Source organism: Pseudomonas sp. NFX183 (assembly GCF_047943075.1).
Lineage (GTDB): Bacteria > Pseudomonadota > Gammaproteobacteria > Pseudomonadales > Pseudomonadaceae > Aquipseudomonas.
The window spans coordinates 1,367,465-1,386,968 of the sequence record NZ_CP181333.1 but is presented as its reverse complement, the minus strand read 5'-3'; the positions used below and the strand labels follow the sequence as shown (position 1 = coordinate 1,386,968).

Genomic DNA, 19,504 nt, shown 5'->3' with positions numbered 1-19,504 from the left:
TCTTTCTCGCAACGCTCAACTTGGTATTAACGATTTATATACGGGTCGCCCGACAGTGCTTAGCGACTAATGCCAAAGGTATAGAGAAGGGAGGTATATCGTTTATAAAACAAAGACTTGAATAAAAAAGCGGACCTTTAAAGGTCCGCTATAACTTAAGGTGTATATATACAATTAATCAGCGTTATTCAGGCAATCGGTTGCCACTTTCCTACCATGTGTTCAATGTTACCCGCGCCGGTTAACAGCAACTCACCGCTGGAACCTGGCGCACTGGCCAGCAACGTTACTTCACTGGGCAGGCGGACCGGTTTCTTGAACTCGACCACGATTTCAATATTGGCCGCAGGCAAGTGTTCACCCAGCGCCGCGAGGGTGCGTGCCGTGTTCCATAGCCCATGCGCGATAGCCTGGGGAAAGCCGAATAACTTGGCGGTCAGGGCGCTCAAGTGGATCGGGTTGTAATCGCCTGACACCCGGGCATAGCGGCGGCCGATATCGGCGGGAGCTTTCCAGCGAGCCAGTTCGGTGACCTGAGTGGGGCTGGGCAACACGTCATTCACCGACTCGCCTTCGAGCTTCACGCCCCGGCAGAGCATCTGGCTTTCGGCTTCCCACAGCAGGCCAAGGGCGTCTTCGACGGTGGTGACCACTTCAAAGGTGGCACCCTTGGCGTGCGGCTTGAGGTTTTGCGCGTGCACGGCCACCGTCAGCTCGCTGACCGCGCCCAATGGGCGATGGACGCGAATACGGTTGCTCAGGTGAATCAACCCCAGCAAAGGGAACGGAAAGTTGTTTGCGGTGAGCAATTGCATCTGCAAACCGAACGCCAGGATGTGCGGGTAAGTGGCCGGCAGAATGGGGCTGTCGGCAAAGCCGCAGACCTTGCGATAGGCCGCCACGGCCTTGGGATTGACGCTTACCCGGCAGCGCAGTCCCTGTTCGGGCAAGGTGCTGCCGGTGATCTTGCGCTTGAGCGCTGCACGCCAGTACAGCGGCGGCAGAAACGGGGTGGTGCCTAAGGTCTGCCAATCCATGCTTATGCTCCCAGCAGGCTTTGCCCACACACCCGCAGCGCTTGGCCGCTGACCGCTCCGGAACCCGGTTGGCCGAGCCAGGCCACTGCCTCGGCCACGTCCTGCGGCAAGCCGCCCTGGCCCAGTGAACTCATGCGCCGCCCGGCTTCGCGCAGGGCGAAGGGAATGTGCGCGGTCATCTGGGTTTCGATGAAGCCAGGCGCCACGGCATTGATGCTGATCCCGCGTTCGCTCAACAAGGGTGCCCAGGCCTGGGCCAGGCCGATCAGCCCGGCCTTGCTCGCGGCGTAGTTGGTTTGCCCGCGGTTGCCGGCGATGCCGCTGATGGACGCCAGCAGCACCACGCGCCCGTTGTCGTGCAGGGCGCCGCTGTCGAGCAGGGCCTTGGTCAGCACCTGCGGCGCGTTGAGGTTGACCGCCAGCACCGCGTCCCAGTATTCCGGGGTCATATTGGCCAGGGTTTTGTCGCGGGTGATGCCGGCGTTGTGCACCACGATGTCGATGCCGTCCGGCAGGTGTTCGATCAATTGCGTTGCCGCGTCTTCGGCGCAAATATCCAGCACCACGGTGCGGGCGCCCAGGCGTGCAGCGAGGGCGTCGAGATCGGCCTTGGCCTGCGGCACATCAAGCACGATCACCTCGGCGCCGTCGCGCGCCAGGGTTTCGGCGATCGAGGCGCCAATCCCACGCGCGGCACCGGTGACCAGCGCCTTGCGCCCGGCCAACGGGCGAGTCCAATCCTCGACCGGCGTGGCGCAGGCTTGCAGGCGGATCACCTGGCCAGAGATGTAGGCGCTTTTAGGCGACAGGAAAAACCGCAACGCGCCTTCCAACTGGTCCTCGGCACCTTCGCCCACATACAACAATTGCAACACGCCGCCGCTGCGCAGCTCCTTGGCCAGCGAACGGCTGAAACCCTCCAGGGCACGCTGTGCACTGGCGGCAAACGGATCGCTGAGGCTTTCCGGCGCTCGGCCAAGAATCACCAGGTGCGCGCTGTGGTCGAGATTTTTCAGCAGCGGCTGAAAGAATTCCCGCAGCTGCTTGAGCTGATCGGTGTGCTGCAGGTCGCTGGCGTCGAACACCACGGCCTTGAGCTTGGGGCCGTGTCCGGGAATCCAGGCTGGCGCGGACAGCGGTGCGGCACCGTAACTGTAAATAGCGTCCGTGAGTTTATTGGCAAACGGCAGCACCTTGGCCGCCAGTGCGCCGCCGCCCAACAGCAGTGCGCCTTCCACCGGACGCAGGCGCCCGGCCTGCCAGCGTTCCAGGCGTACCGGTGACGGCAGGCCAATGGCGGCGACCAGGCGATGGCCGAGGCTTGAGTTGGCGAAGTCGATATAACGGTCAGACATGGAACGCTCTCCGAAGACTGGGGTTCAAAGGGTTGACCACCCCGGTGCGGCAGTCGTTCGATCAGCCTAGGCTAGGCTGGATGATTCCACCCACAACCTTCAGGGAGCTTTCCATGACTCAATTGCGCCGTGTAGCGATCATTGGCGGTAATCGCATCCCCTTCGCCCGGTCCAACGGCCCGTATGCCACGGCGAGTAACCAGGCGATGTTGACCGCAGCCCTGGAAGGCCTGATCGAACGCTACAACCTGCACGGCCTGCGCATTGGCGAAGTGGCCGCGGGTGCGGTGCTCAAGCATTCCCGCGACTTCAACCTCACGCGCGAATGCGTGCTGGGTTCGCGCCTCTCGCCGCAAACCCCGGCCTACGATATTCAACAGGCCTGCGGCACCGGGCTTGAGGCGGCGTTGCTGGTGGCCAACAAGATCGCCCTGGGGCAGATAGAGTGCGGGATCGCCGGTGGCGTCGACACCACGTCCGACGCGCCGATCGGTGTCAATGAAGGCCTGCGCAAGATCCTGCTGCAGGCCAACCGCAGCAAGTCCATGGCGGACAAATTAAAAGTCTTGTTACAACTCCGTCCCCATCACCTCAAGCCGGAACTGCCGCGCAACGGCGAACCGCGCACGGGACTGTCCATGGGCCAACACTGCGAGTTGATGGCGCAGACCTGGCAGATTCCCCGCGCCGAACAAGACCAGTTGGCCCTTGAAAGCCATCAGAAAATGGCCGCGTCCTACGCCGAAGGCTGGCACAACGATTTGCTCACGCCCTTTCTCGGCCTGACCCGCGACAACAACCTGCGCCCGGACCTGACCCTGGAAAAACTCGCCAGCCTCAAACCGGTGTTCGAGCGCAGCGAGAAGGGCACGCTGACGGCCGGCAATTCCACGCCGCTGACCGATGGCGCCTCGTTGGTGCTGCTGGGCAGTGAAGCCTGGGCCAGGGAGCGCGGCTTGCCGATCCTGGCGTACCTGCGCGATGGCGAAGCGGCGGCCGTGGATTTCGTCAACGGCGCCGAAGGCCTGCTGATGGCGCCGGTGTACGCCGTGCCCCGTTTGCTGGCGAGAAATGGCCTGACGCTGCAGGACTTTGATTACTACGAGATTCACGAAGCGTTCGCTGCCCAAGTGTTGTGCACGCTCAAAGCCTGGGAAGACCCGGAATATTGCAAAACCCGCCTGGGGCTGGACGCGCCGCTGGGTGCCATCGACCGCAGCCGGCTCAACGTCAAGGGCAGTTCATTGGCTGCCGGGCACCCGTTTGCGGCCACTGGCGGGCGCATTGTCGCCAACTTGGCCAAGCTGCTGGACGCGGCGGGCAAGGGCCGTGGGCTGATTTCGATCTGCGCCGCGGGCGGGCAGGGCGTGACCGCGATTATCGAGCGCTGAATTGCGCAGAAAAATTGGCATATTGGATGCATTCTTAAGTGTCAAAGGTCGCTAGCCTCTCCCCGAGGCGAGCCGATTGCCGTATAACGAGTGCCATACGCGTGTTTGGTAATAAAGGACCCACAATAAAAGCTGATGAAGACTCCTAAACGCATTGAACCCCTGATCGAAGACGGTCTGGTCGACGAAGTGCTGCGCCCACTCATGAGTGGTAAAGAAGCAGCTGTTTATGTGGTGCGCTGCGGCAACGAATTGCGTTGCGCCAAGGTTTACAAGGAGGCGAACAAACGAAGTTTTCGTCAGGCGTCCGAATACCAGGAAGGCCGTAAGGTCCGTAACAGCCGCCAGGCCCGAGCCATGGCCAAAGGCTCCAAGTTCGGCAAGAAAGAAACCGAAGATGCCTGGCAGAACGCCGAAGTCGCAGCGCTGTTCCGCCTCGCCGGTGCGGGCGTTCGGGTGCCCAAGCCGTACGACTTCCTTGAAGGCGTGCTGTTGATGGAGCTGGTGGCCGACGAGTACGGCGATGCGGCGCCACGTCTGAATGACGTGACGCTGGAGCCGGACCAGGCGCGTGAATACCACGCCTTCCTGATTTCCCAGATCGTGCTGATGCTGTGTACCGGTCTGGTGCACGGCGACTTGTCCGAGTTCAACGTGCTGCTCACGCCGACCGGCCCGGTGATCATCGACCTGCCTCAGGCGGTGGATGCGGCGGGCAACAACCACGCGTTCAACATGCTGGAGCGGGATGTGGGCAACATGGCTTCCTACTTCGGGCGCTTTGCTCCGGAGTTGAAGAAGACCAAGTACGCCAAGGAAATGTGGGCGTTGTACGAAGCCGGCACCTTGCACCCGGCCAGCGCATTGACCGGCGAGTTCGACGAACCGGAAGAACTGGCGGACGTGGGCGGTGTGATTCGCGAGATTGAAGCGGCGCGGTTGGATGAAGAGCGCAAGCAAGCGATTCGCGCGGCGGATGATGCGCCACCGACCAAGACGGCAGAAGAACCGCCGCCGCCTTGGATGCAGTGATCCAGCGACGGTCCACCGGCTTGGTGAAGATCTAATGTGGGAGCGGGCTTGCTCGCGAATGCGTAGTGTCAGTCATACATCATTTGACTGATCCACCGCATTCGCGAGCAAGCCCGCTCCCACATTTTGCTCTGCGTGTGTCTGATAAAAATTGCTCAGGCGCAACAGCTGCCAGACGCCAACTCCTTGAGAATCGGGCAATCGGGCCGGTGATCGCCCTGGCAGTGTTCCACCAGGTCCTGCAACGTATCGCGCAGTTGCCCCAGCTCCAGAATCTTCTGGTTCAGCGCCTCGATATGCTCGCGCGCCAAGGCTTTCACATCGGCGCTGGCGCGCTGTCGGTCTTGCCACAAGGTCAGCAGCTTGCCGACTTCCTCCAGCGAAAACCCCAGATCCCGCGAGCGTTTAATAAACGCCAGTGTGTGCAAGTCATCGCTGCCGTACACGCGGTAACCGCTGTCGGTGCGGTGGGCGGCTTTGAGCAGGCCGATGGATTCGTAGTAACGAATCATCTTTGCGCTCAGCCCGCTCTGACGGGCGGCTTGGCCGATGTTCATGGGCGTTGATCCTCCAAATCCTTGGGCTTCCAGGTTTTCAACAGTAACGCATTGCTCACCACACTGACGCTGGACAGGGCCATGGCCGCGCCCGCCAGCACCGGGTTGAGCAAGCCGAATGCCGCCAGTGGGATGCCGATCAAGTTATACACAAAGGCCCAGAACAGGTTCTGGCGGATTTTTGCGTAGGTTTTGCGGCTGATCTCCAGCGCGGCGGGCACCAGGCGCGGGTCGCCGCGCATCAAGGTGATGCCCGCCGCGTGCATCGCCACGTCGGTGCCGCCGCCCATGGCGATGCCGATATCGGCGGCCGCCAGGGCCGGGGCGTCGTTGATGCCGTCGCCGACCATCGCCACTGCGCCGGTTTTTTTCAGCTGCGCGACGATGGCGGCTTTGTCGGCCGGGAGTACTTCGGCGTGTACATCGTCGATGCCCAATGCCTCGGCCACCACACGGGCGCTGCCGCGGTTGTCGCCGGTGAGCAAGTGGCTGCTGATGTGCTGGGCCCTGAGGTGTTCCACGGCCTCCAGTGCGCCGGGCTTGAGCGTATCGCCAAAGGCGAACAGGCCCAGCACGCGCGGTTGCGCGCCTTGTTCGATCAACCAGGACAACGTGCGCCCTTGGGCTTCCCACGCGCTGGCGGACGCCGCGAGGTCACCCGCGCTCAAGCCGTTTTCTTCCAGCATCCGGCGATTGCCCAACGCCAGTTGTCGGCCACCCAAGGTGCCCGCAATACCGCGCCCGCTCAGCGCCTGGCTGGCCGTCACATCTGGCACGTTCAAGCCTTGTGCGTTGCAGGCATCCAGCACGGCTTTGGCCAGCGGGTGCTCGCTGCCGCGCTGCAGTGCGCCGGCGTGTTGCAGCAGCAGCGACTCATTGCCATCCACCGCCGCCAAATGCGCAATTTTCGGCGCGCCGGAGGTGAGGGTGCCGGTCTTGTCAAACACCACGGCGCTGACTGCATGGGCGCGTTCCAGAGCTTCGGCGTCTTTGATCAGGATGCCATAGCGCGCGGCGACGCCGGTGCCGGCCATGATCGCGGTCGGCGTGGCCAGGCCCAGCGCACACGGACACGCAATCACCAGCACCGCCACGGCATTGATGATCGCGGTTTCCAGCGGCGCGCCGTAGAGCCACCAGCCCGCCAGGGTGATCAGCGCCAGTACCAGCACGGCGGGCACAAACACCTGGCTGACCTTATCCACCAGTTTCTGGATCGGCGCCTTCGCCGCCTGGGCGTCTTCCACCAGACGAATGATGCGTGCCAGCACGCTTTCGGCGCCCAGCGCCTGGGTACGCACCAGCAACCGGCCTTCACCGTTGATGGCGCCGCCGGTGACCTTATCGCCGGGCTGTTTCGGCACCGGCAGGCTCTCGCCGCTGATCAAGGCCTCGTCGGCATGGCTCTGGCCCTCCATCACTTCACCGTCCACCGGGAAGCGCTCGCCGGGTTTGACCAGCACCCGGTCGCCGAGCTTCAACGCGCTGATGGCGACGTCTTCTTCGCGGCCGTCCAGCACGCGAATCGCCCGCCCCGGGCGCAAGGCTTCGAGGGCGCGGATGGCGCTGGCGGTCTGGCGCTTGGCGCGGCTTTCCAGGTATTTACCGAGCAGCACCAGCGCGATCACCACGGCCGAGGCTTCGAAATACAGGTGCGGCATGTTGCCAGCGGGCGTGGTGAGCCATTCATAGATGCTCAAGCCATAGCCGGCGCTGGTGCCGATGGCCACCAGCAGGTCCATGTTGCCGGCGCCAGCACGCACGGCTTTCCATGCAGCGCTATAGAAGCGCGCACCCAAGATGAATTGCACCGGCGTAGCCAGGGCGAACTGCACCCAGGCGGGCAGCATCCAGTGCAGGCCGAAGGGCTGCACCAGCATCGGCAGCACCAGCGGCAGGGCCAGCACGATCGCCAACAGCAGCGACCAACGCTCGCGATGCAGGCGTTGGGCTTGATTGGCGTCGGTGGCGGTTTCGCTTTGCGCCAGGGTGGCGGTGTAGCCGGCCCTGTCGACGGCGGCGATCAGTACGCCGGGGTCCATTTGGCCCAGCACTTCGACGTGGGCGCGCTCGTTGGCCAGGTTGACGCTGACACGTTGCACGCCCGGCACCTTGCCCAGCGCGCGCTCGACACGGCCGGCACAGCTGGCACAGGTCATGCCGCTGATGGGCAGGTCAAACGTGGTGGATCCATTCATGGGGCAGTCCTCTAGAAGACGATGCCCCTAGAATCAACCTTGACCTGTGGGGAAGGTCAAGGGGCTATTTGCCTCAGGCGGTTGGCTGGCTGGCGATGACGGCCGCCATTCAGGCGCGTACGCAAGGACCTGAGGCCGGCAAGGCAGGTGTTCAGTATTCGAGGGCGGCGGGTTTCAGGTACATGCCGTCCGGACCTTGGGCAATACGCAACTTGCGCACATCACCGGCCTTCAGCGTGATGTTCTGCGCGGGCGGTGCGAGCATGCCCGGCAAGCAGCCAGGGGCTTGGCCCGGCAGCAGTTTCAAGCGCAGCGACACGTTACCCGCCGGCAAGTTGAACGACGTGGCCTGTTCCTGAAACAGGCGCCCGGCCAACTGGTCCTGGATATACAGGCCGATCTCGCAGCTGGTCGGCACTTCCAGGCGCTCCCGGGAGATGATCAGCACCGCATAGTCTTCGTCGGCGAAGGCCATGGGCGCAGCGGCAGACAAGCTCAACAGGCCGGTAAGGGCCAAAAACGACCAGCGCATGGCGAATGCTCCGTGGTTCAAATCCAAGATGGATGAAGCTTGGCCGAGGCGGCGGCTGAATACCAGCCCGGCGAATGTTTTTGAAACTTGACCTTGCCATCGTGGCAAGGTCGAGACTGGCGTCAACCTCATCAAAGGAGTCATGTCATGCAAGTATTCAACGTGGAAGGAATGACCTGCGGCCATTGCGTTCGGGCGGTGACCCAGGCGGTGCAGAGCAAGGACCCTGCGGCGAGCGTCAACGTCAACCTGGCGGCGAAGGAAGTCGGTGTGGAAAGTCGCTTGTCCGCCGAGCAGGTTATCGAGCTGATCACCGAAGAAGGCTACAGCGCCAAGCTCGCGTAATTTTTCTGATAGTTAGCGAGCTAACGTAATGTTCATGGCACCCAAGCGCGGCTAGACTGTCGGGCTGCCGACTCACTTGGGTGTCCGATGAACCTCCGCATAATCCTGATTCTGGGCGCCTTGAGCGCCTTCGCGCCGTTGGCGATCGACTTTTACTTGCCGGGCTTTCCGGCGATGGCCACGGCGTTCGCCACCGACGAAAAACATATCCAGCTGACGTTGGCGGTGTATTTCGCCGGTCTGGCCATCGGCCAATTGATCTACGGCCCGCTGGCCGACCGCTTTGGCCGGCGCGTGCCGCTGCTCAGTGGCGTAACGCTGTTTACCATCGCCTCCTTTGCCTGCGCGTATGCGCCGTCCCTGGACTGGCTGATCGGCGCACGCTTCGTGCAAGCCCTCGGCGGGTGTGCGGGCATGGTGATTTCCCGTGCGGTGGTCAGCGACAAATGTGATGCCGTGGGCTCAGCCAAGGTTTATTCGCAACTGATGCTGGTCACCGGCCTGGCACCGATCCTCGCGCCGTTGGCGGGTGGCTTGATGGTCGGGTTGTGGGGCTGGCAGTCGATTTTCCTGGCGCTGTCGATATTCAGCGTGATGGCAGCCATCGCCGTGGCAGTCGGTTTGCCGGAAACCTTCCCGGCCCACCAGCCGCGCCAGCCGCTGTCCGGTTCGCTGCGCCGCTATGGCGCGCTGCTGTCGGACCGCGTGTACCTGGGCTACGCCCTGACCGGCGGCATCTCGATTGCCGGGATGTTTGCCTACATTGCCGGCTCACCTTTCGTATTCATCAAACTCTACGGCGTGCCTGCCGAGCATTACGGTTGGCTGTTCGGCTCCAACGCGGCCGGCTTTATCCTGGTGGCGCAGCTCAATGCGCGGTTGCTGGCCAAGCGTGGCCCGGCGTTTTTGTTGTCGCGCACGGTGTGGGTGTATGTGGCAGCGGCGTTGTCGCTGTTGGGCATTGCCGCCTTGCGTACCGAAGCGTTGTGGCCGTTGCTGGTGCCGCTGTTTATCTGCATTGCCAGCCTTGGCTGCATTTTGCCCAACACCTCGGCCTGCGCCATGAGCGGGCAGGGCGCACGGGCCGGCAGCGCGTCGGCGTTGCTGGGCTGCATTCAGTTTGGTGTGGCGGCGGGCGCGGCGTCGCTGGTCGGCGTGCTGCACGACGGCACGGCGATGCCGATGGCGATGGTCATCAGCTTGTGCGGTGTACTGGCCGTAACGATTGCAATGTCGACCCAGCGCCTGCAACGGGCGAGGGCCGTGCAAGCGCAGGTCTGAGGTGCGGATCAGCCAGCGGCGGAGCGTTGCTGGCTGAGGGGAATGCGGTGCGGCGCCTGGATGCGCGCTTGCAGGGTGTCGGCGAAGGCCCGGGCTTCGGCCTCACTGCGGAAGGTGAACGCGTCGCCGTCGAGGCTGACCTGCCATTTGTTGCCGGGGGATTTTGCTAACGCTCTTATCAGGATCTTCATTGCTGACTTCCTCACGTAAAAGAATCGTGGCAAAGGCGGCCAATATAAACCCGAATGCGCTCACAAATATGACAAAGGTCAACTCTCTGACTAGCGGCGTCGTCCATTACTCACAGGAATAAAGGACGACGCTGACAGACCGTTTTAAAAGCCTTCCAACACGATCTTGCCCTTGGCCTTACCGCTTTCCAGCAGCGTGTGCGCACGGCGCAGGTTCTGGGCATTGATCACACCGAAGTGCTCGCCCACCGTGGTTTTCAAGGTGCCGGCGTCGATCAGTTCAGCCACGCGGTTGAGCAGGTTGTGCTGTTCGATCATGTCTGGCGTCTCGAACATCGAGCGCGTGTACATGAACTCCCAATGCAGCGACAGGCTCTTGCGCTTGAGCTTGCTCACATCCAGCGACTTCGGATCGTCGATCAACGCCAACTTGCCTTGTGGCTCCAGCGCTTCTACCAACTGGTCGAGGTGATGATCGGTCTGGGTCAGGCTGGCGACGTGGGTCACCTGCGGGTGGCCGGCGTTTTTCAGCGCTTCGCTCAGCGGTTGGCTGTGATCGATCACCAGGTCAGCGCCGAGCGCCTTGGCCCATTCCTGGGTTTGCGGACGCGAGGCGGTGCCGATGACTTTCAGTGCGGTGAGCTGGCTGGCCAACTGGGTCAGAATCGAACCCACACCCCCGGCGGCGCCGACGATCAGCAGGCTCTGGCCTTCATCTTCCTTGCCTTCACGCACTTGCAGGCGTTCGAACAGCAACTCCCAGGCCGTGATGGCGGTCAGCGGCAGCGCGGCGGCGTCGGCAAACCCCAGGCTCTTGGGCATATGACCGACGATGCGCTCATCCACGGTGTGCAGTTCGCTGTTGCCACCCGGGCGTACCAGCGAGCCGGCGTAGAACACTTTGTCTCCGGCTTTGAACAGGGTTACTTCGCTGCCAACGGCCTTGACCACACCCGCCACGTCCCAGCCCAGCACCTTGGCGGCACCGTTTTCCGGGGCGACGTTCTGGCGCACCTTGGTGTCCACCGGGTTGACCGAGATGGCTTTGACTTCCACCAGCAGGTCGCGCGGGCCGGCGACCGGCTCCGGCAGCTCGATGTCTTGCAGGGAGTTTGGATCGGTGATTGGCAGTGCAGCGTAGTAGGCAATGGCTTTCATGGGGACTCCGGAAAAAGGGCAGTGATCAGGCAATAAATTTCAGGCGCTTGAGTTCGAAGTGTTCGATCACATCAGCGGCCTTGGCGCGGAAGTTCTGGATGTGCGCGCTCTGGTCGTGGTCGGCCAGTGCTGCGTCGTCGCTCCAGCGTTCGAGCATGTAGAAGGTCTCGGGATGTTGCAGGTCCTGGTGCTGGTCGTATTGCTCGCAACCGGCTTCCAGGCGGGTCGGTTCCAGCAGGCCGCGCAGCAGGGTTTCCAGGGTTGCCTGTTGGCCGGGTTTGGCGATCAGCGTGGCGATGACGTTAAAGGCAGTGGACATATTCAACTCCTGGCACGTGGTGAAGGGGATGGGCAGATGATTGGCTATTTCCCGTGAAGATAAAACCCGCTAAAACAGCAGTCTGTTTCAATAGAATTTTGATAATTGGCGGTAATGCATGCTGCGTTTTGATGATTTGCAGTTGTTTGTACGCGCGGCAGACCTGGGCAGTCTGTCGGCTGCCGCGCGGGTCATGGATCTGTCGCCGGCCGTGGCCAGCGCGGCGCTCAAACGCATCGAACAGCAACTGGGCGCGCGGTTGCTGGCGCGCTCCACCCGCAGCCTGCGGTTGACCGCCGAAGGTGAAGGCTTTCTGGAATATGCCCGCGCAGCCTTGAGTTCGCTGGACGAAGGGCGGCGCTTGTTGGCCAGCGGCCAGGACCATGTCAGCGGCGTGCTGCAGCTGTCGGCGCCGTCGGATTTCGGGCGCAACCAGCTGTTGCCATGGCTCGATGAGTTCCAGCGCGACTACCCGCAACTCACCGTGCGCCTGCTGTTGGGCGACCGGATCGCCGACCTGTTCCGCCAGCCGGTGGATATCGCCCTGCGTTACGGCGAGCCCGAAGACTCCAGCCTGATCGCGCTGCCCATCGCCCCGGACAACAGGCGTGTGCTGTGTGCCGCGCCCAGCTACCTCGCCCGCCATGGCGAGCCGCGGCATCTGGAGCAATTGGCGCAACACAATTGCCTGCTGTACATGCTCGGCAGCCGCGTACACGACCACTGGGGTTTTCACGACGGCAAGCGTGAAGTCAGCCTGACGGTGAGCGGTGACCGCTTCAGTGATGACGCCGATGTGGTGCGGCGCTGGGCGGTGGCGGGTGTCGGTATCGCCTACAAGTCGTGGCTGGATGTGAGCAGCGACGTGTTGGCCGGGCGTTTGCGCGTGATCCTGCCGGAGCTGCGCGGTGAGCGCACGCCGCTCAACCTGCTGTGCGCGCATCGTGCGCAATTGAGCAAGCCCATCAACCTGTTGCGGGAAATGCTCGTGGCCCGCTGTGCGACATTGACTGCGCAATGGCCGGAGCGATTGAGCACCGAGCAATAGCCTCCATCAAAGCAAGAAATTTCACTCAGATCCTGTCCCTATCCGCGCTGTCAGACGCCGCGGAACGGGCGGTTTGCGCCCCTATACTTTGGTTCCAACCGCAGCAGACAAATGGTTTAACAAGGAGTGAATACATGGAAGAAGCACCCTGCATCAGCCACATCGCCAGCTTGCTCTGCGAGCCCAAGCGCACCGCCATGCTCTGGGCCTTGATGGACGGGTCGGCGAAATCGTCAGAGGAACTGGCGAGGCTTGCCGGGCTGTCGTCGGCTTCGGCGATCGCGCATTTGTCGCGCCTGACTGGAAGCGGTTTGCTGCGGGTTGAAGCCCAGCGTGGCAAGCGCGTGTTTCGTGTCGCCGCCGTCGACGTCAGCGTTGCCATCGACGCGTTGGCCAGTACCACCATGGCCAGCGCCGTGCGCAGTGCGCCGCAGGGTCTGCCGCCGACGCTGGTGGCGCCGGCGGCGTTGCGGCGAGCCCGGTTATGCCATGGCCACCTGGGCGGAGAACTGGGCGCAGGGCTTTACCAGCGCATGTTTCAGGCCGGTTGGATCGACCGTCATGAACAGCGTACCGAGGTCACCGTCAAGGGCGCTCAGTGCCTGGCAGGCCTGGGCATTTTTACCCACGCGTTGGCCTCGCCCCTGGCGTGCGATTGTTTTGACTGGAGTCAGCAGCAACCGCACTTGGGGGGCGCATTGGGGGCGGGGCTGTTGCAGCTGTTTTTGCAATCGGGCTGGGTCAGCGTGGTCAACGAGTCCCACGCCCTGCAGTTCTCCGACATCGGGCTTGGGGAAATCAACCGCCTGGCCGCGCCCCAGGAGGGCAATGGTCGCTCAGAGTTTCAGTCAGGTCGCATCCAGCAATAACCAGGCAAAACGATACCGCACACTCGCGTTGGGGATTTTTCATACAGGGGGTGCGGCATGGGCATGCAAGGCTATAGCGCAGCGGAACGGCTGGAACGGTTGCCCATCAGCGGCTACCACCGAATCATCTTTATCATCATCGCGCTGGCGTTTTTCTTCGACTCCATGGACCTGGCGATGATGACTTTCCTGTTGGGTTCGATCAAAACCGAGTTCGGCCTCAGTACGGCCCAGGCCGGGTTGCTGGCCAGTTCGAGTTTTTTCGGCATGGTGGTCGGCGCATCTTTATCGGGAATGTTGGCGGACCGGTTTGGACGCAAACCGGTGTTCCAGTGGAGCATCGTGTTGTGGGGCGTCGCCAGCTACCTGTGCTCCACTGCGCAGACGGTGGAGACGCTGACGCTGTTTCGCATTTTGCTGGGGATCGGCATGGGCATGGAGTTCCCGATTGCGCAGTCGATGCTTTCTGAGCTGATTCCTGCCAAGGGGCGCGGGCGCTACATCGCCCTGATGGATGGCTTCTGGCCGTTGGGTTTTGTGGCGGCGGGCGTGCTGTCTTATTTCTTGCTGCCGGTGATTGGTTGGCGTGACATCTTTTTGGTGTTGGCGGTGCCGGCGGTATTTGTGTTGGCGATCCGGTTTTTTATCCCGGAGTCGCCGCGCTGGCTCGAGCAGGCCGGACGGCACGCGGCGGCGGATAAGGTGTTGCAGGGTATCGAGCAAAAAGTGCGCGATTCGCTGGGGCGCGCCGACTTGCCGGCGCCCATTGCCCTGCCACGGGTTGAGAGCGTGCCGGGGACGTTTTTCTCGGCGTTTCAGCAGCTGTGGTCGCCGCAGTATCGGCAACGCACGATGATGATCTGGAGCGTGTGGTTCTTTGCGTTGCTCGGCTTCTACGGGCTCACCTCCTGGTTGAGCGCGTTGTTGCAGCAGTCGGGGTTTGCGGTCACTCAGTCGGTGTACTACACGGTGATTATTTCCCTGGGCGGGATTCCCGGGTTTCTGATGGCCGCCTGGCTGGTGGAGCGCTGGGGGCGCAAGCCGGTCTGCGTCGTGACCTTGCTGGGCGGTGGCGTGATGGCGTTTGTGTATGGGCAAAGCGCAGTGTTTGGCGGCAACGTGGGGCTGCTGATTACGTCGGGTCTGTTGATGCAGTTCTTCCTGTTTGGCATGTGGGCGGTGCTGTACACCTACACGCCAGAGCTGTATCCCACTTCGGCGCGGGCAACCGGTTCCGGGTTTGCCTCGGCGATTGGTCGGGTCGGCTCGTTGCTCGGGCCTTTGGTAACGGGGCTGGTGTTTCCGATCACGGGGCAGGGCGGGGTGTTTGCCTTGGGCGCGCTGTGTTTTGCCGTGGCGGCGCTGGTGGTGTGGGTATTTGGGATGGAGACGAAGGGCAAGACGCTGGAAGAATTGACCGAAGTCTGAGGAACAGTACAAAAACCACTGTGGGAGCGGGCTTGCTCGCGAAAGCGGTGTTTCAGTCGACACATGTATTGACTGATACATCGCCTTCGCGGGCAAGCCCGGCTCCCACATTGATTTTGTCGTGTCAGCCGTTGTTGCTTAAGGCTTCACGAGCCGTGCATCCAGGCTGTTCTGCGCCAGGCGTTTGGCCTGGTCCTGGGTCATGCCCAGCGAGGTATACAGCGCGTGGAAGTTCTCGGTGACATAACCGCCGAAGTACGCCGGGTCATCCGAGTTCACTGTGACTTTCACGCCACGCTCGAGCATGTCGAGGATGTTGTGCTGGGCCATGTCGTCGAACACGCACAGCTTGGTGTTGGACAGCGGGCACACGGTCAGCGGGATTTGCTCGTCGATGATCCGCTGCATCAAACGTTCGTCTTCGATGGCGCGCACGCCATGGTCGATACGCTGGATTTTCAGCAGGTCGATGGCTTCCCAGATGTACTCGGGCGGGCCTTCTTCGCCGGCGTGGGCCACGGTGAGGAAGCCTTCGTGCCGGGCGCGGTCGAACACGCGCTGGAACTTGCTCGGCGGGTGGCCCATTTCCGAGCTGTCCAGGCCCACGGCCACAAATGCGTCGCGAAATGGCAGCGCCTGGTCGAGGGTTTTTTCAGCTTCGGCTTCACTCAGGTGGCGCAGGAAGCTGAGGATCAAACCGCTGGTGATGCCCAGTTGCTGCTCGCCATCTTTGAGCGCAGCGGCAATGCCGTTGAGCACGACTTCGAACGGTACGCCACGGTCGGTGTGGGTTTGCGGGTCGAAGAAGGGTTCGGTGTGGATCACGTTCTGTTCTTTGCAGCGCAGCAGGTAGGCCCAGGTCAGGTCGTAGAAATCCTGGGAGGTGCGCAGCACATCGGCGCCCTGGTAATACAGGTCGAGAAACTCTTGCAGATTGTTGAAGGCGTAAGCCTTGCGCAGGGTTTCGACGTCGTTCCAAGGCAGTGCAATCTTATTGCGTTCGGCCAGTGCGAACAGCAACTCAGGCTCCAGCGAGCCTTCCAGGTGCAGGTGCAATTCAGCCTTGGGCAGGGCGTTGAGCCAATCGTACATTTTCTAAATTCTCATCAGGTGCAATGGCGGCATTCTACAGGCCATGGCCGAAATAATCGGCAAAACCTGACCAGCAGGAGAGTATTGGTTTTATTCACGCAAGGGCCACGTGAACTAAGGTGTAACGAAACGTTAGCGGCGTGGTGCAGTCTGTACCCCATCAATGACTGATTTGCTGCATGAAAAGGCCCGGAATGCTCACATCCCTCAAGCAAGAAAAATACATGTTACTGGCGCTGATTGCCGCCATCGTCGCCTACCCGTTGGAGCACTGGATGCTGCACAGCGGGCAGATGGTGGCGTTACTCAGTGGCGTGGCGCTGATCGTCTTCATTGTCGTGGCTTCGATGCGCGTTGCCCACCACGCTGAACAACTGGCGGAAAAGGTCGGTGACCCTTACGGCACCATGATCCTGACCCTCGCCGCGGTGTTGGTGGAGGTGGTGATCCTGGCGATCATGATGAGCAACGAACCCTCACCGACGCTGGTGCGCGACACGATTTATTCGGCTGTGATGCTCGATATCAACGGCATCCTCGGCCTGGCTGCGCTGATGGGCGGCATCAAACATGGCGAACAGTCCTACAACGATGACTCGGCACGCAGCTACAGCGTGATGATCCTCACGGCCATGGGCGTGTCGATGGTGGTGCCGGAATTTATCCCCCAGGCTGACTGGAAAATTTACTCGGCGTTCACCATCGGTGCGATGGTGCTGCTTTACACCCTGTTTTTGCGCATGCAGGTGGGGCCGCACAGTTATTTCTTCAGTTACAGCTACCCGGAAAAACGCCGCAAGAAACAGCCGGAAGAACAGCAGGAGCCGCCGATCAGTTTGGCTTTCTCCATTGGCACCTTGGTGTTTGGCGTGATTGTGATCGGCGCACTGGCCGAGGTGATGTCCAAGACCCTCGACCTGGGCCTGGAAGGCACGGGCGCACCGCCGGTGATCACGGCGATTGTGGTTGCGGCTATTTCGGCGGCGCCGGAAATTCTGACGGCCTTGCGCGCAGCTTTGGCCAACCGCATGCAGTCAGTGGTCAACATCGCACTCGGTGCGTCGTTGTCGACGGTGATTTTGACAGTGCCGGTGATGGAGGCCATGGCGCTCTACACCGGCCAGCCGTTCCAGATGGCGATGACGCCGGTGCAAACCGTGATGGTGTTGATCACGCTGGTTGTCAGTGCGATCAACCTCAACGATGGCGAGACGAATGCCATCGAAGGGATGACCCATTTTGTGTTGTTTGCGACGTTTATCATGCTGTCGTTGCTGGGGTTGTAACCAAGCCAATGCGGGAGGGGGCAAGCCCCCTCCCGCATTTTGGTCTGCGCCTGACTTAGGTTCCGGCGATCAACTGTCGCGCCGCCTGGCTGTGATCGGCAATCAAGCCTTTCAGATCCAGCCCTTCAACCTGCCCGTCAATCACTCGCCATTTGCCCCCGATCATCACCCGATCCGCCCGGTCGGCGCCGCACAGCAGCAGCGCCGAAATCGGATCGTGGCTGCCGGAAAAACGCAGCTCATCGAGCTTGAACAGCGCCAGGTCAGCCTGTTTGCCCACGGCCAGTTCACCGATATCCGTACGCCCCAGTAATTGCGCCGATCCTTTGGTCGCCCAGCCCAGCACGCCTTCTGGGGTGATCTTTTCTGCGCCGTAACGCAGGCGCTGGATGTACAGGGCCTGGCGCGCTTCAAGGATCATGTTCGAGGCGTCGTTGGACGCCGAGCCGTCCACGCCCAGGCCAATCGGCGCACCGGCGGCGAGCAGGTCCAGGGTCGGACAGATGCCGGAGGCCAGGCGCATGTTCGAGCTTGGGCAATGGCAAATACCGGTGCCGGCGGCGCCCAGGCGTGCGATTTCATCCGGGTTGAAGTGAATGCCATGGGCCAGCCAGGTGCGTGGGCCGAGCCAGCCGACGCTGTCGAGATAATCCACAGTACGCAGGCCGAAGCGCTGCAGGCAGAAGTCTTCTTCGTCGAGGGTTTCCGCCAGGTGCGTGTGCAGGCGCACGTCGAGGCTGTTGGCCAGTTCGGCGCTGGCTTGCATGATTTGCGGGGTGACCGAAAACGGCGAGCAGGGCGCCAGGGCAATCTGGATCTGTGCGCCGTCGCCGCGCTCATGGTATTCGCGGATCAGGCGTTGGCTGTCGTCGAGGATCACTTGGCCTTGTTGCACGGTCTGCTGCGGCGGCAGACCGCCGTCGGCTTCGCCCAGGCTCATGGAACCGCGGGTGAGCATGGCGCGCATGCCCAGTTCGCGCACGCTTTGCACTTGCACGTCGATGGCGTTTTCCAGGCCGTCAGGGAACAGGTAGTGGTGATCGGCCGCGGTGGTGCAGCCCGAGAGCAGCAATTCCGCCAAGGCGACTTTGGACGCCAGGGCGAGTTTTTCCGGGGTCAGCCGGGCCCACACTGGGTAGAGGGTTTTGAGCCACGGGAACAACGGCTGGTTGACCACCGGTGCCCAGGCGCGGGTCAGGGTCTGATAGAAGTGATGGTGGGTGTTGATCAGCCCCGGCAGGATCACATGTTCGCGCGCGTCGAACACCTGTGCGCAGGGCACCGCAGGCTCTTGTCCCCAGCCCAGCAGTTCGGTGATCACACCGTCTTGCAGCACCAGGCCGCCACGGGCATCGAGGCCATTGGCAGTGAAAATCGCGAGGGGGTTTTTTAACCAGATACGGGTCGCAGGCATTGGCCGGCTCCTCTGAATGATGGGTTCAGGTTTGCCAGCTCAGTGTTGCCCTGTCTGCTGATCCAGGGTCGCCGGTTGAGGCGAGGTCGGTAGATTACGTGGAGTTCTGGATCCGGTCCAGCTGCAGGCGCGAGGTGCTCTTGAGTCACCAGTGCCGTTCAGCGAAGCGGGCCCCTGTGGGAGCGGGCTTGCCCGCGATAGCGGTGTGCCAGTCAACATTAAGGTTGGCTGGGCCGACGTCTTCGCGGGCAAGCCCGCTCCCACATTTTGATCCGTGGTATTACCAGGCGATGGTGTCGCCTTTGTAGTCCACGAAGTGATGGCCGCCCTTGCCCGTGTAGGCATTTACCTGATCGATCAGGCCGCGCACGCTGGTGTCGACATCAATGAGCGCGTTTTCACCGCCCATATCCGTCTTCACCCAGCCCGGGTGCAGCGACAGCACGGTGAGCTTGTGGTCGCCGAGTTGGGTGATAAAGCTGTTGGTCATGGAGTTGAGTGCAGCCTTGCTGGCCTTGTACAGCGCCAGGTCCGCACCGTCGGGAATGGTCACGCTGCCAAGCACCGAGCTCATGAAGGCCAGCACGCCGCTGTCTTTGCGAATCTGCCCGACAAAACGCTGGGCCAGGTTGATCGGCGCCACGGCGTTGGTGAAGAACAGCTGGCCGACTTCCGCCAGGGTGGCGTGGCCAGGCTCTTGATTGGCGGGGCCTTTGACGCCGGCGTTGACGAACAGCAGGTCGAAGGTGCGGTCCTTGAGGCGCTGGCTCAGGGCGATCACGGCTTGCTGATCATCCATGTCCAGCTTTTCGACGTGTACCGGGCCTGCGGCTTTGAGCGCATCGGCCTTGTTCGGATCGCGCACGGTGGCGGTCACATCCCAACCGTCCTGAAGCAATTGCTTGACCAGGCCAAGGCCCAGCCCGCGCGAGGCGCCGATGATCAGTGCGGTTTTTGGCGTAGACATGAAA

General features: G+C 62.0%; 19 protein-coding genes. 8 read left to right on the top strand and 11 right to left on the bottom strand.

What is annotated here, in order from left to right; all coding sequences use genetic code 11:
* Positions 1-188: 188 nt before the first annotated feature.
* Both ACM530_RS06630 and ACM530_RS06625 read right to left on the bottom strand, forming a co-directional pair.
* A complete protein-coding gene (locus tag ACM530_RS06630; protein ID WP_416364468.1) occupies positions 189-1,037 on the bottom strand; it encodes a MaoC family dehydratase in 849 nt (282 codons plus the stop codon).
* Between the two features lie 2 nt (positions 1,038-1,039).
* Positions 1,040-2,392, bottom strand: a complete 1,353-nt coding sequence (locus ACM530_RS06625) for a 3-oxoacyl-ACP reductase (RefSeq protein ID WP_416364467.1) — start codon at positions 2,390-2,392, stop codon at positions 1,040-1,042.
* A gap of 113 nt (positions 2,393-2,505) precedes the next feature.
* Here ACM530_RS06625 and ACM530_RS06620 point away from each other — a divergent pair, with 113 nt between their 5' ends.
* The gene (locus tag ACM530_RS06620) at positions 2,506-3,783 is read left to right on the top strand and encodes an acetyl-CoA C-acetyltransferase (RefSeq protein WP_145160356.1); all 1,278 of its coding nucleotides are present in this window, start codon (positions 2,506-2,508) and stop codon (positions 3,781-3,783) included.
* Between the two features lie 135 nt (positions 3,784-3,918).
* Positions 3,919-4,815, top strand: a complete 897-nt coding sequence (locus ACM530_RS06615; protein WP_106577732.1) for a PA4780 family RIO1-like protein kinase — start codon at positions 3,919-3,921, stop codon at positions 4,813-4,815.
* A 155-nt stretch (positions 4,816-4,970) separates the two neighbouring features.
* On the opposite strand, the gene cueR is transcribed toward ACM530_RS06615, so the two are convergent.
* From cueR to ACM530_RS06600, 3 genes are all read right to left on the bottom strand, one after another.
* Entirely contained in the window at positions 4,971-5,372 is a 402-nt protein-coding gene (cueR, locus tag ACM530_RS06610) for a Cu(I)-responsive transcriptional regulator (protein WP_106577733.1), read from the bottom strand.
* A complete protein-coding gene (locus tag ACM530_RS06605; protein WP_416364466.1) occupies positions 5,369-7,570 on the bottom strand; it encodes a heavy metal translocating P-type ATPase in 2,202 nt (733 codons plus the stop codon). Before ACM530_RS06605 ends, cueR begins: the two co-directional genes overlap by 4 nt.
* 151 nt (positions 7,571-7,721) lie before the next feature.
* Positions 7,722-8,102: a hypothetical protein gene (locus ACM530_RS06600; protein WP_416364465.1), complete on the bottom strand. Its 381-nt coding sequence runs from the start codon at positions 8,100-8,102 to the stop codon at positions 7,722-7,724.
* A gap of 147 nt (positions 8,103-8,249) precedes the next feature.
* Here ACM530_RS06600 and ACM530_RS06595 point away from each other — a divergent pair, with 147 nt between their 5' ends.
* Entirely contained in the window at positions 8,250-8,447 is a 198-nt protein-coding gene (locus ACM530_RS06595; protein WP_106577736.1) for a heavy-metal-associated domain-containing protein, read from the top strand.
* A gap of 87 nt (positions 8,448-8,534) precedes the next feature.
* Positions 8,535-9,728: a multidrug effflux MFS transporter gene (locus ACM530_RS06590; RefSeq protein ID WP_404486710.1), complete on the top strand. Its 1,194-nt coding sequence runs from the start codon at positions 8,535-8,537 to the stop codon at positions 9,726-9,728.
* Between the two features lie 8 nt (positions 9,729-9,736).
* Here ACM530_RS06590 and ACM530_RS06585 read toward each other — a convergent pair whose 3' ends face one another.
* The 3 genes from ACM530_RS06585 to ACM530_RS06575 all read right to left on the bottom strand — a co-directional run bounded on the left by ACM530_RS06585 (position 9,737) and on the right by ACM530_RS06575 (position 11,396).
* Entirely contained in the window at positions 9,737-9,919 is a 183-nt protein-coding gene (locus ACM530_RS06585; protein ID WP_017134711.1) for a hypothetical protein, read from the bottom strand.
* Positions 9,920-10,063: 144 nt separating this feature from the next.
* The gene (locus tag ACM530_RS06580) at positions 10,064-11,077 is read right to left on the bottom strand and encodes a zinc-binding alcohol dehydrogenase family protein (protein ID WP_145160365.1); all 1,014 of its coding nucleotides are present in this window, start codon (positions 11,075-11,077) and stop codon (positions 10,064-10,066) included.
* 25 nt (positions 11,078-11,102) lie between these two features.
* The gene (locus ACM530_RS06575; protein WP_416364464.1) at positions 11,103-11,396 is read right to left on the bottom strand and encodes a putative quinol monooxygenase; all 294 of its coding nucleotides are present in this window, start codon (positions 11,394-11,396) and stop codon (positions 11,103-11,105) included.
* 118 nt (positions 11,397-11,514) lie between these two features.
* On the opposite strand from ACM530_RS06575, the gene ACM530_RS06570 reads away from it, so the two are divergent.
* From ACM530_RS06570 to ACM530_RS06560, 3 genes are all read left to right on the top strand, one after another.
* Positions 11,515-12,444, top strand: a complete 930-nt coding sequence (locus ACM530_RS06570; protein WP_262208981.1) for a LysR family transcriptional regulator — start codon at positions 11,515-11,517, stop codon at positions 12,442-12,444.
* 134 nt (positions 12,445-12,578) lie between these two features.
* Positions 12,579-13,313, top strand: coding sequence for a winged helix-turn-helix domain-containing protein (locus ACM530_RS06565; protein WP_242199119.1), 735 nt, complete (start codon positions 12,579-12,581; stop codon positions 13,311-13,313).
* Positions 13,314-13,370: 57 nt separating this feature from the next.
* Positions 13,371-14,741 carry an MFS transporter gene (locus tag ACM530_RS06560; RefSeq protein WP_369301496.1) on the top strand — a complete coding sequence of 457 codons (1,371 nt, stop codon included), beginning with the start codon at positions 13,371-13,373 and terminating at the stop codon, positions 14,739-14,741.
* Between the two features lie 138 nt (positions 14,742-14,879).
* On the opposite strand, the gene ACM530_RS06555 is transcribed toward ACM530_RS06560, so the two are convergent.
* Positions 14,880-15,833 carry an adenosine deaminase gene (locus tag ACM530_RS06555; RefSeq protein WP_119737737.1) on the bottom strand — a complete coding sequence of 318 codons (954 nt, stop codon included), beginning with the start codon at positions 15,831-15,833 and terminating at the stop codon, positions 14,880-14,882.
* A gap of 194 nt (positions 15,834-16,027) precedes the next feature.
* Here ACM530_RS06555 and ACM530_RS06550 point away from each other — a divergent pair, with 194 nt between their 5' ends.
* Positions 16,028-17,119 (top strand): calcium:proton antiporter, encoded by a 1,092-nt coding sequence (locus ACM530_RS06550; protein ID WP_145160376.1) that lies wholly within the window; start codon positions 16,028-16,030, stop codon positions 17,117-17,119.
* A gap of 55 nt (positions 17,120-17,174) precedes the next feature.
* Here ACM530_RS06550 and ACM530_RS06545 read toward each other — a convergent pair whose 3' ends face one another.
* Together ACM530_RS06545 and ACM530_RS06540 are read right to left on the bottom strand one after the other, a co-directional pair.
* Positions 17,175-18,533 carry an 8-oxoguanine deaminase gene (locus ACM530_RS06545; RefSeq protein WP_145160377.1) on the bottom strand — a complete coding sequence of 453 codons (1,359 nt, stop codon included), beginning with the start codon at positions 18,531-18,533 and terminating at the stop codon, positions 17,175-17,177.
* Between the two features lie 280 nt (positions 18,534-18,813).
* Positions 18,814-19,500 carry an SDR family oxidoreductase gene (locus ACM530_RS06540; protein WP_416364463.1) on the bottom strand — a complete coding sequence of 229 codons (687 nt, stop codon included), beginning with the start codon at positions 19,498-19,500 and terminating at the stop codon, positions 18,814-18,816.
* Positions 19,501-19,504 lie beyond the last annotated feature (4 nt).